The 17,477-nt window shown below is 65.9% G+C and carries 12 protein-coding genes; 8 read left to right on the forward strand and 4 right to left on the reverse strand.

All coding sequences use genetic code 11. The annotated features are described in order from the left end of the window. The first annotated feature begins 42 nt into the window (after positions 1-42). From FIU66_RS00105 to FIU66_RS00115, 3 genes are read left to right on the forward strand one after another with little or no spacing between them, the layout of a single operon-like run. A complete protein-coding gene (locus FIU66_RS00105) occupies positions 43-804 on the forward strand; it encodes an amino acid ABC transporter substrate-binding protein (RefSeq protein ID WP_167620796.1) in 762 nt (253 codons plus the stop codon). Continuing rightward, positions 801-1,475 (forward strand): amino acid ABC transporter permease, encoded by a 675-nt coding sequence (locus tag FIU66_RS00110; protein WP_167620797.1) that lies wholly within the window; start codon positions 801-803, stop codon positions 1,473-1,475. The genes FIU66_RS00105 and FIU66_RS00110 overlap by 4 nt, the downstream gene beginning before the upstream one ends. Next, a complete protein-coding gene (locus FIU66_RS00115; protein ID WP_167620798.1) occupies positions 1,472-2,212 on the forward strand; it encodes an amino acid ABC transporter ATP-binding protein in 741 nt (246 codons plus the stop codon). Before FIU66_RS00110 ends, FIU66_RS00115 begins: the two co-directional genes overlap by 4 nt. On the opposite strand, the gene FIU66_RS00120 is transcribed toward FIU66_RS00115, so the two are convergent. Further along, on the reverse strand, positions 2,209-2,640 hold the full coding sequence (locus FIU66_RS00120; protein ID WP_167620799.1) for a hypothetical protein: 432 nt from the start codon (positions 2,638-2,640) through the stop codon (positions 2,209-2,211). The genes FIU66_RS00115 and FIU66_RS00120 overlap by 4 nt on opposite strands. 153 nt (positions 2,641-2,793) lie before the next feature. On the opposite strand from FIU66_RS00120, the gene FIU66_RS00125 reads away from it, so the two are divergent. The 4 genes from FIU66_RS00125 to FIU66_RS00140 all read left to right on the forward strand — a co-directional run bounded on the left by FIU66_RS00125 (position 2,794) and on the right by FIU66_RS00140 (position 11,656). After that, complete coding sequence (locus FIU66_RS00125) at positions 2,794-3,720, forward strand: glucokinase (RefSeq protein ID WP_167620800.1); 927 nt, start codon at positions 2,794-2,796, stop codon at positions 3,718-3,720. Between the two features lie 112 nt (positions 3,721-3,832). After that, a complete protein-coding gene (locus FIU66_RS00130) occupies positions 3,833-5,695 on the forward strand; it encodes an autotransporter assembly complex family protein (RefSeq protein ID WP_167620801.1) in 1,863 nt (620 codons plus the stop codon). Then, positions 5,695-10,179: a translocation/assembly module TamB domain-containing protein gene (locus FIU66_RS00135; RefSeq protein WP_167620802.1), complete on the forward strand. Its 4,485-nt coding sequence runs from the start codon at positions 5,695-5,697 to the stop codon at positions 10,177-10,179. Before FIU66_RS00130 ends, FIU66_RS00135 begins: the two co-directional genes overlap by 1 nt. Before the next feature lie 220 nt (positions 10,180-10,399). Further along, positions 10,400-11,656, forward strand: coding sequence for a CAP domain-containing protein (locus FIU66_RS00140; protein ID WP_167620803.1), 1,257 nt, complete (start codon positions 10,400-10,402; stop codon positions 11,654-11,656). Positions 11,657-11,949: 293 nt separating this feature from the next. Here FIU66_RS00140 and cysN read toward each other — a convergent pair whose 3' ends face one another. The 3 genes from cysN to FIU66_RS00155 form a co-directional block, all read right to left on the reverse strand. Then, a complete protein-coding gene (gene cysN / locus FIU66_RS00145) occupies positions 11,950-13,869 on the reverse strand; it encodes a sulfate adenylyltransferase subunit CysN (protein ID WP_167620804.1) in 1,920 nt (639 codons plus the stop codon). A 1-nt stretch (position 13,870) separates the two neighbouring features. Then, complete coding sequence (cysD, locus tag FIU66_RS00150; protein WP_167620805.1) at positions 13,871-14,797, reverse strand: sulfate adenylyltransferase subunit CysD; 927 nt, start codon at positions 14,795-14,797, stop codon at positions 13,871-13,873. Between the two features lie 131 nt (positions 14,798-14,928). Continuing rightward, positions 14,929-16,167, reverse strand: a complete 1,239-nt coding sequence (locus tag FIU66_RS00155) for an Hsp70 family protein (protein ID WP_167620806.1) — start codon at positions 16,165-16,167, stop codon at positions 14,929-14,931. 181 nt (positions 16,168-16,348) lie between these two features. On the opposite strand from FIU66_RS00155, the gene FIU66_RS00160 reads away from it, so the two are divergent. Further along, positions 16,349-17,443: an AI-2E family transporter gene (locus tag FIU66_RS00160; RefSeq protein ID WP_229849236.1), complete on the forward strand. Its 1,095-nt coding sequence runs from the start codon at positions 16,349-16,351 to the stop codon at positions 17,441-17,443. The last annotated feature ends 34 nt before the right edge of the window (positions 17,444-17,477 follow it).

Raw genomic sequence — 17,477 nt, forward strand, 5'->3', positions numbered from 1 at the left:
CCGGCGCATCTCAAGGCCCAGTAGAATAAGGAGATTTTCCTCATGCGCAGCATCATCCTGTCCGCCGCCCTGGCGCTTTCCACCGCCCTGCCCGCCGCCGCGGAAACGATCCGCGTCGGCATGTCGGGCGGCTATTTTCCCTTTACCTTCACACGCGCCGACGAATTGCAGGGCTTCGAGGTGGACCTGATGAACGCCGTGGGCGAGATCACCGGCGACGACATCGAGTTCGTCACCATGTCCTTTTCCGGCCTGATCGGTGCCCTGGAATCCGGCCGCATCGACACCGTCGCGAACCAGATCACCATTACCCCCGAACGCGAGGCGAAGTTCGCCTTTACCCAGCCCTATGTCTATGACGGCGCGCAGGTCGTGGTGAAGGCCGGCAACGAGGGCGAGATCACCGGCCCCGAAAGCCTCAAGGGCAAGTCGGTCGCGGTGAACCTGGGCTCGAATTACGAGCAATTGCTGCGTGAACTGCCCTATGCGTCGGAAATCGACATCCGCACCTATGAAAGCAATATCGAACAGGACACCGCCCTGGGCCGGGTCGATGCCTTTGTCATGGACCGCGTCTCCTCGGCCCAGGTAATCAAGGAAAGCCCGCTGCCCCTGGCCCTGGCCGGCCAGCCCTTCAGCGAGATCCGGAACGCCCTGCCCTTCCGCAACGACGAGGCCGGGCTGGCGATGCGCGACAAGGTGGATGCCGCCATCACCCAGCTCAAGGAGAACGGCACCTTGGCCGAGATCTCGCGGAAATGGCTGGATGCCGATGTGACCAAGCCCGCGGCCGCCGCTGAATGAGGCCACTTGATACCGCCTATATGTGGGATCTGGTGCCGATCATCCTCGGCTATGTCCCGCTGACATTGGGAATGGCGCTTGTCGCGATGGCGGCGGCGCTGATCCTGGCCGCGCTGCTTGCGATCGTGCGCGTCTTGCGCGTGCCGGTCGCGGACGGCGTGGTGGCGGTGTTCATCAGCTTCTTCCGGGGCACGCCGCTGCTGGTGCAGCTGTTCCTGTTCTATTACGGGCTGCCGCAGCTTGTGCCCGCGCTGACCAATATCGACGGGGTCACGGCGGCGGTCATCGGCCTGACGCTGCATTTCGCGGCCTATATGGCCGAAAGCATCCGCGGCGCGATCCTTGGCGTGGACCGCAGCCAATGGGAGGCCGCGCAATCGATCGGGATGACGCAGGGCCAGCTTCTGCGCCGGATCGTCCTGCCGCAGGCGTCCCGCGTTGCCGCGCCCACGTTGATGAACTATTTCATCGACCTGATCAAAAGCACCTCGCTTGCCTTTACCCTCGGCGTGACCGAGATGATGGGCGCCGCGCAAAAGGAAGCGGCCGGCAGCTTCCTGTACCTGGAAGCCTTCCTGGTCGTCGCCGTGATCTACTGGATCATGGTCGAGGCGCTGTCGGTCGGGCAACGCTGGATGGAACGCCGGCTGGGAAAGGCGGTTGCACGATGACATGCGAGATCGACATTGCCGGCCTGGTCAAGCGGTTCGGGACGAACACGGTCCTGGACGGCATCGACCTGTGCCTGAAACCCGGTGAGCGGGTGGCGATCATCGGCCCCTCCGGCACCGGCAAATCGACGCTTCTGCGCTGCATGAACTGGCTGGATGCGCCCGATGCGGGGCGGATCACGGTCGGCGATCTGTCGGTTGATGCCGCGCGCGCGTCGCGGGCGGACATCCTTGCGCTGCGGCGCAGGACGGGCTTCGTGTTCCAGAACTATGCGCTGTTCGCCAACAAGACCGCCCGGCAGAACATCATGGAAGGGCTGACCACGGTCCGCGGCTGGCCCAAGGCCCGCGCCGCCGCGCGCGCCGACGAGATTCTGGGCCAGATCGGCCTGGGCGATCGCGGCGACAGCTATCCATCCGCCATGTCGGGCGGACAGCAGCAGCGCGTGGGCATCGGCCGGGCGATGGCATTGGACGCCGACCTGCTGCTGTTCGACGAACCGACCAGTGCGCTTGATCCCGAATGGGTGGGCGAGGTTCTGGACCTGATCCGGTCGATCGCCGATGGCCGGCAGACCATCCTGATCGTCACGCACGAGATGCAGTTCGCGCGCGAGATCGCCGACCGGATCGTCTTCATGGAAGGCGGGCGCATCGTCGAACAGGGACCGCCCGCGCAGATCTTCGGCGATCCGCAGGACGACCGCACCCGCGCCTTCCTGCGCCGGGTCAGTTAGCGCAGGCCTGCCGTCTGGTAATAGACATCCACGTCCCGTGCCTGGTCATAACCGATGCCCGAGGCGATGATGCAGCTTGTGTCATCGCGGCGTGGCGCGACCAGCGTCCAAGTGCCCATCTGGTCCGAGGCCCACAACTCGGTCGCGGCATGGCCGTCGCCGGGCACGGGCGTTTCGTTGAAGTCATGGCGCAGGGTCTGCTGGATCTCGGCATCGGCGGCGCAATAGGGCTGGTCGCCCACCGCCATGTCGGACGTGGGCAGGTCCTGGGCCTGTTCCAGCAGGGTCGCGGTATCGACCCCCGCCATTGCAGGCCATGCCTGCACGGGCTGGTCGGGCCTGGTCGCGGAAATGGCTGGCATGGCCATCAGCGCCGCGACGCTGCCGGCCACGCCAAGGCGGACGATGCGGGTTGCGATGCGGGACATGACAGGGCCTTTCTTCAGTGTTTGCTGGGGAAAAACGTATCGGCGGCGCGGTGGGTTCCGCTTTTTGGCGCGACGCGGCGTTGCGTTGGCTGTCGAAACCGGCAATTGTCCTGCGTTGTAAAGGGCTAAGGCGACAGGAAGGACGGTCCCCGAATGGCGATACTTCTGGGCGATGTGGGGGGCACGAACGCTCGTTTGGCCATTGCGCGAAACGGCGTCATCGACCGGCAGTCGGTGACCCGCTTTCGCGGCGACGACTATGCCAGCTTCGATGACGTGGTGCGCCAGTTCCTGCAGGAACAGGACCAGCCCCGCATCACCGGCGTCTGCGTGGCGGTGGCGGGTCCGGTCAGCAACGGGCGGGCGCGGCTGACCAACCGGCCCTGGGACTTTTCCGAGGATCGGCTGGCGCGGCTGACGGATGCGGACCATGTCCGGCTGATCAACGACCTGACCGCGATGGGCTATGCCACGCCGGTCCTGGCGGGCGACGGGCTGGCCACGCTGCGCCGCGCGCCGGCCGGTCGGCCCCGCAACGGGCAGTCGCTGGTCGTGAACCTGGGAACCGGCTTCAACGTCTGCGCAGTCCGCAGCCTGCCCGGCGGGGCCATCGCCGCGCTCGAGGCCGAGGAAGGCCATACCAGCCTGCCCGCCAACATTTATCTTCGCCTGCTGGATGCCGTCGGCCCCGAGGCTATGGCGGGCTTCATCTCGACCGAGGAAGCCTTTGCCGGGCGCGGGTTGTCGCGCCTTCATGCCGCGCTGACGGGGACGACACCAGTGCCGGGCGAGCAGATCGACCGGGCGGCGGATGCGGGCGATCCCGTTGCCAATGCGACCTATGACCTGTTCACCGACCTGGTGGGTCTGCTGTGCCGGGAACTGGCGCTGCGCTTCATGCCGCTGGAAGGGATGTTCCTGGCGGGCAGCGTCGGGCGCAGCATCTCGGACCGGATGGATCGGTTCGAGGCGTCCTTCCTGGCCGAGCCCTATATGCGCCACATCCCCGAAAACACGCCGATCTTCCTGATCCGCGACGACATGGCCGCCCTGCACGGCTGTCTGGCCGCGCTGTCCTGACCGCGCCGGGTGGCGGAATCCCGTCCGCCGCCCCCGTTTCTGCCGATGAATCGCTTGGATTCACCCGGGCGTCCTGTTCATATGAGGCAAAGCAAGAACGGCAGGGCAGGACATGCGGGCATATCTTCGGGCGGCGCTTCTGGCATCCACGGTCATGGGCCTTGGAGGAATGGCCTGGGCGCAATCCGCATCCTCGCCCTTTTCCGGCCTGTTCGGGGGACGCACGGACGAAGGCCCGGTGGATCTGCAGTTCCGCATCCAGGGTGCCGACGACCTGGAACAGCCGCTGCGCAACGGCTCGCTGATCTCGGGCGCCCTGTCGGAAGGCCGGACCACGGGACAGGACGTGCTGGCGGCGGCGCGGGGCGATTACGCCCGGATCCTGGGCAACCTTTATGACCGGGGCTACTACTCGGCCATCATCAACATCACCCTGGACGGGGTCGAGGCGGCCGAGGTCGCGCCGCTGGACGCGCCCGAGGTCGTGCGACAGGTGGTCGTCAGCGTGCAGACCGGCCCGCGCTTCCGCTTTTCGCGCGCGGCCATTGCGCCTGTCGCCCCCCGAACCGACCTGCCCGCCGAATACCGCCAGGGCGAGGTCGCGGGCACCGGCACGATCCGGGGCGCCGCACGGGCCGGCGTCGCGGGTTGGCGCGAGGTCGGCCACGCCAAGGCCGAGGTCGCGGGACAAGAGATCACGGCGGATCACAACACCAACACCGTGGACAGCCAGATCGGCCTGGCACCCGGACCCGCCGTCACCTTCGGGCGGCTGAACATGCGCGGATACGACCGCATGAACCCCCGCAGGCTGCACAAGATCGCGGGCCTGCCCGAAGGCGCGCGCTTCGATCCAGACGAGGTCGAGGATGTCAGGAAGCGCCTGCGCCGGACCGGCGTCTTTTCCGCCATCACCCTGGAAGAGGCGGAAACCCTGAACCCCGACGGCAGCATGGACATCAACCTGACCGTGGTCGAACAGAAGCCTCGCCGGATCGGCGCGGGCTTCGAGATTTCCTCGACCGACGGGGCGATGGTGTCGGCCTACTGGATGCATCGCAACCTTCTGGGCGGGGCCGAACGCCTGCGGATCGAGGGCGAGGTCAAGGACATGGGATCCGACAGCAGCGGCCGGGACGAACGCATCACCCTGCGCATCGACAGGCCTGCCACCATCACGCCTGATACCACGGCCTATGTCCTGACCAGCCTGACCCGGATGCGAGAGGAAGACTACGACGAGGATACCGGCATCATCGGCCTGGGCTTCAACTATATCTTCAGCGACCGCTTCACCTTCGACACGGCGATCCAGTACCAGTTTTCCCGCGTTTACGACGAGGGCGGCGAGGAAACCGACTTCAAGGTCCTGGCCCTGCCCACAAGCGTCCTGTGGGACGCGCGCGACAACGAAAACAACGCCAAGCGCGGCTATTACCTGCAGGGCGACGCCACGCCCTTCAAGGGCTTCGACGGCACCGATTCAGGCATCCGCATCCTGGGCGAGGGCCGCGTCTTCCGTTCCTTCGGCACGGACGACCGCTTCACCCTGGCGGGCCGCGCCCGCATCGGCAGCGTCCTGGGCAGCGAAATCCAGAACACGCCGCGCAACTACCTGTTCTTCTCGGGCGGGGGCGGCACCGTGCGAGGGCAGCCCTACCAGTCGCTGGGGGTCGAGGAGATCGAGAACGAAGCAGGCGACACGATCAAGACCGGCGGGATGAGCGTGGCAACCCTGTCGGCCGAGGTCCGCTGGCAGGTCCGCGAAAGGATCGGCGTCGTGGCATTCGCCGATTACGGCGAGGTCTGGGCGGAAGATGGCTGGAACGGCGGAAGCGAATGGCACTCGGGGGCGGGGATCGGCGTTCGCTATAACACGCCCATCGGGCCGCTGCGTTTCGACGTGGCCGGACCTACCGGGGGGGACACTGGCGAGGGCGTGCAACTGTATCTTGGACTGGGGCAGGCTTTCTAATGCGCAAACTCTGGCTGATCCTTTTCGCGATCCTGTTCCCGCTGTCGGTCATGGCGCAAAGCGCGGCCGAGATCTCCCAGCAGGAAAGCGACGACCGCGGCTTCCTGACCCGGCTTCTGGAACGCAATCTGTCCAGTGCCGGCCGCGAGGTCGTGATCGACGGCTTTCAGGGCGCGCTCTCGTCCCGCGCGACCTTTGACCGGATCACCATCGCCGACCGCGACGGCGTCTGGCTGACGCTGAACGATGGCGCGATCCAGTGGAACCGCTCGGCCCTGCTGCGCGGCCGGATCGAGATCGCGGAACTGTCGGCCCGCGAGATCCTGCTGCCCCGCCTGCCGGTGGGCGAGGCACAGGCCCCCACCGCCGAAGCGCGGGAATTCGAATTCGCCCTGCCCGAGTTGCCCGTCGCCCTGAATATCGAGCAGATCCGGGCCGAGCGGGTGGAACTGGGCGAACCCGTCATCGGCCTTGCCGCCGCGATCTCCCTGACCGGCGGCATGAGCCTTGAGGGCGGCGAGGGCCAGGCCCGGCTTGCGATCCAGCGGCTGGACGGTCCGCGCGGCAACTTCAACCTGGATGCCGGCTTTTCCAACGAAACGCAGGTCCTGCGCGTGAACCTGACGCTTGACGAGGCTGCCGACGGGCTGCTGGTCAACCTGATCGACCTTTACGACAAGCCCTCGGTCGTGGCGGAAATCAGCGGCGAAGGCCAGATCCGCGACTTTGGCGTCGACATCCGGCTGGCGACCGACGGGCTGCCGCGGGTGACAGGCCGCGTCAGCGCATCGGGCGCCCCCGGCCCCGCCGGCGATCCCGGGACCAATTTCGCGTTGCAACTGGGTGGCGATGTAGCCTCCCTGCTGGCGCCGCAGAACCGCGCCTTCTTCGGCAACCAGGTCCAGCTTCGCGCCGAAGGCTGGCGGGGCGAGGACGGACGGCTGCAAATCCCCACCCTGAACCTTGTGACCGAGGCACTGTCGCTGGACGGCTCGCTTGCCGTCAATGCCCAGGGCGCGCCGCAGAATGCCGAATTGCTGATCGCGCTTGGATCGGACGCGGGCGCCGCGCAGGTGCCGGTTCCCCTGCCCTTCGCGGGCGAGAACTCGACCGTGGAAAGCGGGCGGCTGGAACTGCAATATGACGCGGCGCAGGGCCAGGGCTGGACCCTGAACGGACGTGTCGGCGCGCTTGACCTGGGCGATGTGCTGCTGGGCGAATTGCAACTGGACGGGTCGGGCGCGGTGGTGCTGGAAGGGGGCAGCTTTGCGTCCCTGAACGGCGGCATCCGCTTCGGGTCGCGGCAGATGGTCTTTGCCGATGCGGGTCTGGCCCAGGCCATCGGTCCCGAAATCACCGGCAGCACCAGCTTCGACTTAACGCCCGGCAACGCGGTCGAGTTTTCCGACCTGACGGTCACCGGTCCCGACTATGGGCTGGACGGGCTTGTGCTGCTGTCGGGCCTGGGCAGCGGCTTCGTGCTGTCGGTCGATGCCGATGCCCGTTACGAGGATCTGGCCCGTCTATCGACGCTGGCCGGGCGGGATATTCAGGGCAGGGCCGATGCCAGCCTGCGCGGCTATTACCGCTTTCTCAACCGCAGCTTCGACATCGACGCCAGCGTGACCGGCACCGATATCGCACTGGACCAACCGCAGCTTGACCGCCTGCTGGAAGGGCAGTCCACCATCACCCTGGACGCCCGCCGTGACGAAACCGGGATCGAGATCGAGGATCTGTCCGTCAACGCGCAGCGCCTGACCGCGCAGGCGCAGGGCTATGTCAACAGCCTGTCCAGCGATCTGACCGCGACGATCTCGATGCCCTCGCTGCAGGATGCCGACCCGAACTTCTCGGGCGCGCTTCAGGCCGAGGCTAAGCTGTCGGGCGCAGCCGGTTCGCGCCAGTTGACCGTCAGCGGCGAGGCCGAGGATCTGCGCATCGGCATCGAGGCCCTGGACAACGCGCTTGAAGGCCAGACCACCCTGACCCTGCTGGCCGCCGAAAAGCCCGAGGGTTACGAGGTCGAGGTGTTTCGCCTGGCCAACCCCCAGATCCGCGCCGAAGGCCGGGGCAGCTTTGCCCAAGGCGCGCTTGACGCAAATCTGGATCTGTCCGTGCCGGATCTGTCCGCGATCCGCGAAGGCTGGACCGGCGGCTTTGATGCCATGGCCCGGCTGACCGAACAGGACGGCACGCGCTTCATCGACATGACGGGGTCGGGGCAGAACCTGTCCTTCGGCGTGGGGAACGCCGATGCCGCCCTGACCGGCACAACCCGCCTGCGGGTGCAGGCCGAGGAACGGGACGGCACCGTCACCCTGCGCGACGTGGAACTGGTCAACGACCAGATGAACGCGACCGCCCAAGGGGTCTATGGCCCCGGCGTCACCGATATCTCGGCCGATGTTCAGGTGGCCTCGCTTGCGCCCTTCGGCCCCGGCTGGCGCGGTGCCCTGAACCTGACCGGCAGCTTCCGCGAGGCAGGCGACGGCATCCGGCGGCTGGAGGTCACCGGCACGGGGCGCGACCTTGCCTTTGGACAAGCGCAGGTCGATGGCGCGCTTGCCGGCGAAACGCGCCTCGCCGTGACCGGCACCGAACAAAACGGCGTCTTCACCATTGAGCAGGCCCGGGTCGAGAATCCGCGCCTGAACGCGACCGCCAGCGGCACGGTCGGGGGCAACCGGACGGATGTGACGGCGCAGGTGAATGCGCAGGATCTGCGCTTCCTGGGCAACGGCATCAGCGGCGCGCTGAACGCCGATGCGCGGCTGGTCCAGGACGGCGCCGTTCGTCGCATCACCGCGACCGGCACCGCCTCGGGCCTGTCGGTGGGCCAGCCCCGCGTCGATCCGCTGCTGCGGGGCCAGACCAGCTTCGACATCGCCGCCACGCAAGCACCGGCGGGGCTGTCCTTCCAGCGGCTGAACGTCCAGAACCCGCAGCTGCAAATCCAGGCCGAGGGCGACACCGCCAGCGGCATGACCGTCAGCGCGCGCCTGACCGATCTGGGTCTGCTGCAACCTGAATTTCCCGGCCCCGTGCAGGTCAACGGCACCATTCGCGAAGAGGGGGCAAGATTCGTCGTTGACCTGACGATCACCGCGCCGGGAAGCACCCAGGTGCAGGTCGGAGGGACCGTCGCGCGCGATTTCTCGACCATGGACCTGTCCATCACCGGCTCCAGCAATGCGTCGATCGCCAATACCTTTATCCGCACCCGCAGCGTCGAAGGGCCGCTGTCGCTGAACCTGACCGTCAACGGCCCGCCTTCGCTGCAGTCGGTCAGCGGCCGGTTGCAACTGACCAACGGCCAGATCGTCGATCCGGGCGTCGGGATCCGGCTGGAAGACGTGAATGCCACGGCCGATCTGGCGGGCGGGCGCATCAGCGTCGATGCCGGCGCCAATGTCGCGGCGGGCGGTCGCGTGCAGGTCAGCGGGCCGGTTGACCTGCAGGCCGGGACGCTGGACCTGTCCATCGTGCTGGACCGGGTCATCGCACGCGACCCGAACCTGTACCAGACCGAGATCAGCGGCAACCTGCGCATGTCGGGCAGCAATGCCGACGGGCCGCTGATATCCGGTGTCGTCAACCTGGGCGAGACCGAGATCCGCATCCCATCGACCGGCCTTGGCGGAGCAAGGGCGATCCCGGACATCAACCATGTCGGCGATACGCGGCCTGTCCGGTCCACCCGCGCCAAGGCCGGGCTTGAAGGCTATCCCAGTCAGGCCGCGCGCGATGCGGGCATGGCCGGGCCGCCCTCGACCCCGCCATCGGCGCCGCCGCGGCTGGATCTGGTCATCAACGCGCCGAACCAGGTCTTCGTGCGCGGACGCGGCGTCGATGCGGAACTGGGCGGGTCGCTGCAGGTCCAGGGAACCACCCGCAACGCCATCCCCATCGGCTTCCTGGAACTGATCCGGGGCCGGGTGGACCTGCTGGGCCGCCGGTTCGACCTGACCGAGGGGCTGGTCGAACTGCAGGGCAGCCTGATCCCGGTGATCCGCCTTGTGGCTGAAACCGACCGGGACGGCATCACCACCCGCATCATCATAGACGGAGAGGTCCGCGACCCCGAGATCACCTTCGAATCCTCGCCCGAACTGCCCGAGGAGGAGGTGCTGTCCCAACTGCTGTTCGGGCGCGGACTGGACAATATCAGTCCGCTGCAAGCAGCCCAGCTTGCCAACGCCATCGCCGTCCTGGCGGGCAGGGGGGGCGAGGGGATCATCGGCAACCTGCGCAACCAGGTTGGACTGGACGACTTGGATCTGGCAACCGACGATGACGGGAATGTCCAGGTCCGCGCGGGCAAGTATCTGTCGGACAACCTGTATACCGATGTCGCGGTGGGGGCCGACGGGCGAAGCACGCTGAACCTGAACCTGGACGTCACCGATTCCCTGACCGCGCGCGGATCCGTCGGGACCGAGGGCGGCAGCACCCTGGGCATCTATTTCGAGCATGACTACTAGGACCGGGGGGATTGCGGGCTGTCCTCTGGCAGTCTGCAATCCGTAAAGCCTCGGCTCGCGCCGCTATCGCGCATTTCGTGACGCCGGGTGCCGTGATCTGGGGAAAATCGCCGACCGGACGCCAGCCGTCGGCGATAGTTCGCATTTGACATATCTTTAGCGAACTTTTCATGCCTGACACGCTATGGTTGAGGAACCGTCCCCATCCTTGGACCGTCACATGTCCTATGCCACTGCGAACGAACGCTACTTCGCCAGCCTCGTCAACCAGGCCCGCAAGGACAGGGGGCTGCCGCCCCTTACACTGGAAAAACGGCTGAACGATTCGGCAGACGCGCATAGTCGCTGGCTGCTGGACAAGGACGTGTTTTCCCATACGGGGCAGGGCGGTTCATCCCCTCGCCAGCGGATCGAGGCCGCGGGCTTCGATCTGGCCGGCAGTTGGGCAACGGCCGAGAATATCGCCTATGTCAGCATCCAGGGCGCGTCGGACCTACGCGATGAGATCCGTCACCTGCACCAGAACCTGATGGACAGCCCCGGCCATTACGCCAACATCATGGGCGCCACCTCGTATCTGGGGATCGGCCTGCAGACCGGCACGATGCGGATCAACGGATACGATTACCCGGTGCTGATGGTGACGCAGAACCTTGCCCGCACCGATGGGCAGGTCCGGCCGGATACGGGGGGCTTCCAGAAGGTCGCCCAGCCCAGCGTCAACGGCACGATGCAAAGCCGTGCGGACTGGCTGGACAGCGCGTCCGGCGTCCGGCTGGCCGCTGCGGGACCGGGTGCCGGGAATGACGACCTGGGGCTGACCAGCCGCAACGACACTGTCGACGCGGGCGCCGGCGATGATTGGGTCAATGGTGCGGGTGGCCATGACCGCCTGCTGGGCCAGGCAGGCCATGACCGGCTGATTGGCGGTGCGGGTGCGGACAGCCTGGACGGTGGCCTTGGCAATGACACGCTGCAGGGCGGCATCGGCAACGACCTTCTTGCGGGGATGGATGGCCATGACATGCTGCGCGGCGAAGCGGGGCATGACACGCTGCGCGGGGCGGCTGGCAATGACCGGCTTTGGGGCGGCGACGGCAATGACCTGATGGCAGGCGATGCCGGAAACGACTGGCTGATCGGCGAAAGGGGCGCGGACAGCCTGTGGGGCGGTGCGGGGAACGACACGCTGAGCGGGGGCATCGGCAATGACCTGCTGAATGGCGGGGCAGGGGCAGATACCTTTGTCTTTGCCCGCGGGGGCGGCTTTGACACGATCCAGGGCTTTGACCACGATGCCGACCGCCTGCTGATCCCGCGGATCCTGCTGGACGCCGACCCTGCGGCATTCATGCGCGACCACATGACAAGAACTTCCGCTGGGGTTGTAATTGATCTGGGGGATGGGGACCGTATTCTTGTTCGCGATCCAAACCTTACGCCCGCACAGCTTGCGGATGACATCTTCGGTTATTGATCAACCGATCAACCAGAGGGTGAAACAAGACCGAAAAATGCCCGCCGAAAAGGGCGGGCATACTCGTTAAGTCATTGCAAAATAGCAGATCAACTACGGCGTTTTAACATTTATAAACCCGAGAGGTTCCTGACATCCGGCTTATTTTTCTGCATGTGCGAAGGCCCGCCCATGCAGAGCGACATGATCAGCAAGCTGCAGAGCCGGGTTGGCAAAGGCACAGCCACAGCCGGCGTCTGCCAAAGGGCAGAGGCTGGCTGATGACCGTAGCAGGATCGGCTGTCCGGGGCCGGTCAGCCTTGCGACAGGATCGCCGCGATCACCCGGTCGGCGGCTTCCTCGGCTGTCAGGGCCACGGTGTTGACCACCAATTCGGCCTGCTCGGGGGCCTCGTAGGGGCTGTCGATGCCGGTGAAGTTCTTCAACTGGCCCGACCGCGCCTTCTTGTAGAGACCTTTCACATCGCGCGCCTCGGCCACGTCCAGCGGGGTATCGACATAAACCTCGAGGAACTCGCCCGCGGCCATCATGTCGCGGACCATCCGCCGTTCCGACCGGAAGGGCGAGATGAACGCGGTCAGCACGATCAAGCCGGCATCGGTCATCAGCTTGGCGACCTCGCCCACGCGGCGGACGTTTTCCACGCGGTCGGCATCGGTGAAGCCCAGGTCGCGATTCAGCCCGTGGCGCACGTTGTCGCCGTCCAGCAGGAAGGTATGCTTGCCCATCGCGTGCAGCTTGCGTTCCACGATATTCGCGATTGTGGACTTGCCCGAACCTGACAGGCCGGTGAACCAGACGACCTTGGCCCTCTGGTTCTTCTGCGCGGCATGGGCGTCACGGTTGATGTCGGTCGATTGCCAGTGGATGTTCTGCGACCGGCGCAGCGCGAAATGCAGCATCCCGGCGGCGATGGTGGCGTTCGTCATCCGGTCGATCAGGATGAAGCCGCCAAGGTCCGGGTTGTCGGCATAGGCTTCAAAGGGCACGGGTCGGTCGGTCGAGATATTGACCACGCCGATGGCATTCAAGCCCAGCGTCCTGCTGGCCAGATGCTCCATCGTGTTGACGTTCACCTCGTATTTCGGCTCGGTGATGGTGGCGCTGACGGTCTGGGTGCCGATCTTCAGCAGATAGGGCCGGCCCGGCAGCATTTCCTGCTCGGCCATCCAGACCAGGGTCGCCTCGAACTGATCGGCCACCTCGCAGGGGGCGTCGGCGCGCACGATCACGTCGCCGCGCGAACAGTCTATCTCGTCCGCGAAGGTCAGGGTGACGGACTGGCCGGCGACGGCCTGGTGCAGGTCGCCGTCGAAGGTCACGATGGACTTGACGGTGGTGGTCTTGCCCGAGGGCAGGACGCGCACCGGATCGCCCGGATGAACGGCGCCCGCGCTGATCTGGCCCGCGAAGCCGCGGAAATCCAGATGCGGGCGGTTCACCCATTGCACCGCCATGCGGAAGGGCGCGTCCTGCATGGCCGTGTCGCTGACAGGCGCTTCCTCAAGATGGCCCAGAAGGGTCGGCCCCTGGTACCACGGCATTTCCGGGCTTCTGGAAACGATATTGTCGCCCTTCAGCCCTGAAATCGGGATGGGCAGGAAGCTGTCCATGCCGATCTGCTTGGCGAAATGCGAGTAATCGCTGACGATCTCGTAGAAGCGTTCGGCCGAGTAATCGACAAGGTCCATCTTGTTGACGGCCAGCACGATGTTCTTGATGCCCAGCAGGTTCACCAGATAGCTGTGCCGACGCGTCTGGGTCAGCACGCCCTGGCGCGCGTCGATCAGGATGACGGCCAGATCGGCAGTGGATGCGCCGGTGACCATGTTGCGGGTGTATTGTTCATGCCCCGGCGTATCGGCCACGATGAACTTGCGCTTGTCGGTCGCGAAGAAGCGATAGGCCACGTCGATGGTGATGCCCTGTTCGCGTTCGGCGGCCAGGCCGTCGACCAGCAGGGCAAAGTCGATCTCTCCGCCCTGGGTGCCCGACACCTTGCTGTCGGCTTCCAGGGACGCAAGCTGATCCTCGAAGATCATCTTGCTGTCGTAAAGCAGGCGGCCGATCAGCGTGGACTTGCCGTCGTCGACCGATCCGCAGGTGATGAAGCGCAGCATGGTCTTGTGCTGGTGCTTCAGCAGATAGGCGTCGATGTCCTGCGATATCAGGGCATCGGTCACATATACGGGATCCTGGGTGTGCGCGGTCATCTCAGAAATACCCTTCCTGCTTCTTCTTCTCCATGGAGGCGGCCTGATCCTTGTCGATGGCCCGGCCCTGCCGTTCGGACGTGGTGGTCAGCAGCATTTCCTGGATCACCTCGGGCAGGGTGCGGGCGTTGGATTCGACGGCGCCGGTCAGGGGATAGCAGCCCAGCGTGCGGAAGCGGACCGACCGCATCTGCGGGGTTTCGCCATTCAGCGGGAAGCGGTCGTCATCGACCATGATCAGCAGCCCGTCGCGTTCCACGACCGGGCGCGGTTCGCTGAAATACAGCGGCACGATCTCGATGTTTTCGAGGTGGATGTATTGCCAGATGTCCAGCTCGGTCCAGTTCGACAGCGGGAAGACGCGGATCGATTCGTCCTTGGACTTGCGGGTGTTGTACAGCTTCCACAGTTCGGGCCGCTGGTTCTTGGGATCCCAGCGATGGTTGGCCGAACGGAAGGAAAAGATCCGTTCCTTGGCGCGGGACTTTTCCTCGTCGCGCCGCGCGCCGCCGAAGGCCACGTCGAAGTTGTATTTCGTCAGCGCCTGCTTCAGCCCCTCGGTCTTCCACATATCGGTGTGAAGGGGGCCGTGGTCGAAGGGGTTGATGCCCTGTTCCTTGGCCTCGGGGTTCTGGTGGACGATCAGATCCATGCCCGCGGCCTTGGCCGCCCGGTCGCGCAATTCATACATCGCCTGGAATTTCCAGGTCGTGTCCACATGCAGCAGCGGGAAAGGGGGCGGCGCGGGATAAAAGGCCTTGCGCGCCAGATGCAACATGCAGGCCGAGTCCTTGCCCACTGAATACAGCATCACCGGGTTTTCGGCATTCGCCACCACCTCGCGCATGATGTGGATGCTTTCGGCTTCCAGGCGTTGCAGATGCGTCAATGTCGCCGGAGCGAGAGGGGTTTCGGCTTGGCTGTTCATGGGATCGGCTCTTGTTTCGTCGGGGCGGCATCGTCCTTGTCAGGAACGATATCCTTCAGTGCCGCCCCTTATGCAAGTTTGCCAGGCAGGAAAAACCAGTGTTTCCTGTCTTTGCCGCATTTGCAGGAACGCTATTCCCCGTTGCTGGCCAAAGCCAGACCGTCGCCCACGGCGGTGAATGCCTCGGATCGGTGAAGCCGCGCCGCCGGAAGATTCTGCGCCACCAGATCCGTCACCAGACCCATCAGGCTGGAGCCGCCGACCAGCACGACATCGCCGATATCCTGCGCGGCCAGGCCTGCCCGATCCAGCGTCAGCGCCACCGCCGCCCCAAGATCCGCGCGATAGTCCCGCAGCGCCGCCTGCAGCGAGGCGCCGTCGATGGGCGCGGCAAGGCGGGGCTGGATGAAGCCCATGTCGATCCGGGCGTCCCCACCTTTGTTGGCGGCGATCTTGCCGCGTTCGACGGCGAAGGCAAGGTCGTGGCCCAGTTCGTCCGTCAGCACCGTCACCAGCCGGTCCATCCGCGCGGGATCGACCGCAAGCCGGGCCATCTGCCGGGCCAGCCTGCGGTTCTCGGGCGAATAGACAAAGGGGATATGCGCCCAGGTCGCCAGGTCAAGATAGATCGCGTTGGGCACCGGCAGCAGGCCCGCCCCCATCTCTCGCCGCAACTGGGTTCCGTGGCCCAGAAGGGGCATGGCATGGGACAGCGAGATCGCCTGGTCGAAATCCGTGCCGCCCAGCCGGATGCCATGGCTGGCAAGGATCCGGACCCGTCCATGCTCGGCCCGGTAAACCGAGAAATCCGAGGTGCCGCCGCCGATGTCCACGATCAGCCCCGTCCGCCCCTCGGTGCCCATGCCGTGGCAGGCCAGGGCCGCGGCCTCGGGTTCCGGCATGAAATCGGCATGGTCGAAGCCTGCGGCGTGATAGCAGGCGCGCAGGTCGGCCTCGGCCGCCGCGTCGCGGGCGGGATCGGGGTGGAAATGGACGGGGCGGCCGGACAGGACACGGGTCTGCGGCCGGCCCGTGGCGGCCTCGGCCTTGTGGCGCAGCGCCACCAGGAAGGCCGTGATCACATCAGCCAGCGTCCGCCGCCTTCCGGCGATCAGCCGCGATTCGTGCAGCAGGGGTGTTCCCAGCACGCTTTTCAGCGCCCGCATGTAGCGGCCTTCCTCGCCCGCAATCAGCGCCTGCGCCGCGGCCTCGCCGATCCGCATGGCGCCGCCGCCCGCAGGAAAGAACACGGCGGTGGGCAGGGTGTCGGACGCCCCCTCGACCGGGATGCGCCTGACCCGGCCCGCATCAAGGATCGTGACGGCGGTGTTCGAGGTGCCGAAATCGATCGCAAGGGTGCTGCTGGTCATGGCCTTGGCCTTTTGGATTGAAAGGCGCCGTGGCTAGCCGATGCGACAGATTCCCGCAAGCACAAGGTCCGAAAGACGGGTTGACGCGGCGATCAACAATGCAACAGTCATGGCAGGCGGAATACCGAAAGGCAGGCGCGAGCGCATGAACGACCCACAGCAGGCAACGCCTCGCCCCCAGATGGTGGTGCAAGACGACCCGGCGACGCCTTTTCCGCTGATCAGCGACATCTCGGCCGCCCGCTGGCTGCTGGTCTTCATCATCGCCGCCGCGATCTATTTCTTCCACGGCTTCCTGGTGCCGGTGCTGGCCGCGACGATCATCGCCTTTGCCAGCTGGCCCTTGTCGCGCAGCGTGCAGCGGGGCCTGGGCATCCACCGCACCACCACGGCAGCGCTGTTCGTGCTGGTGATCGTGCTGTTCCTGGTGGTTCCGATCACCATGGCGCTGCTTTACGCCTTTCGCGAATTGCAGCAATGGATCTATTGGGTGTTCGAGGTGAATGCCAATGGCGCGCCCGCGCCCGAATGGATGACCGCCCTGCCCCGGATCGGCGACTGGATCGACGAACAATGGTCCCGTCATGTCGGCCAGCCCGGCGCGATCGCGGAACTGGTGCAACTGACCAGCGGCAACACCATCGCCTCGATCTATCGCAGCGTCCTGGCGGCGGGGAACATCGCCTTCCACCTGGCGCTGAACCTTCTGTTCATGCTGATCGCGCTGTTCGTGTTCTATCGCGACGGGCACAAGATCGCGGGCCAGATCGACATCGTGGGGGCGCGCATCCTGCCCCGCCGATGGGAACGGCTGTCGCGCGTGGTGCCGCTGACGATCAGCGCCACCGTCACCGGCATGACCCTGATCGCCATCGGCGAGGGGGTCATCCTGGGCATCGCCTACTGGATCGCGGGCGTGCCCTCGCCGGTGACGCTGGGGGTCATCACGGGGATCATGGCGCTGATCCCGGGGGGCGCGCCGTTGTCCTTCACGCTGGTCTCGATCTATCTGGTGGCAAGCGGGTCGCCGCTGGCAGGAGTGCTGTTGTTCCTCTGGGGCTCGGTCGAGCTGTTCATCGTGGACAAGACGATCCGGCCCGTTCTGGTCGGCGGGCCGGTCAAGATGCCCTTCCTGCCGACGTTCTTCGGGCTGGTGGGCGGCGTCAAGACGATGGGCATCGTCGGCCTGTTCGTGGGCCCGGTGCTGATGGCCCTGCTGGTGGCGATCTGGCGCGAATGGCTGCGGGAAATCCGTGAACATCCGCAAAGCCCTTGATCCTCGGGCCTTGCTGAATAATATCCCGCCGAAT

This window comes from Paracoccus sp. AK26, from assembly GCF_011801365.1.
Classification (GTDB): Bacteria; Pseudomonadota; Alphaproteobacteria; order Rhodobacterales; family Rhodobacteraceae; genus Paracoccus; species Paracoccus aerius.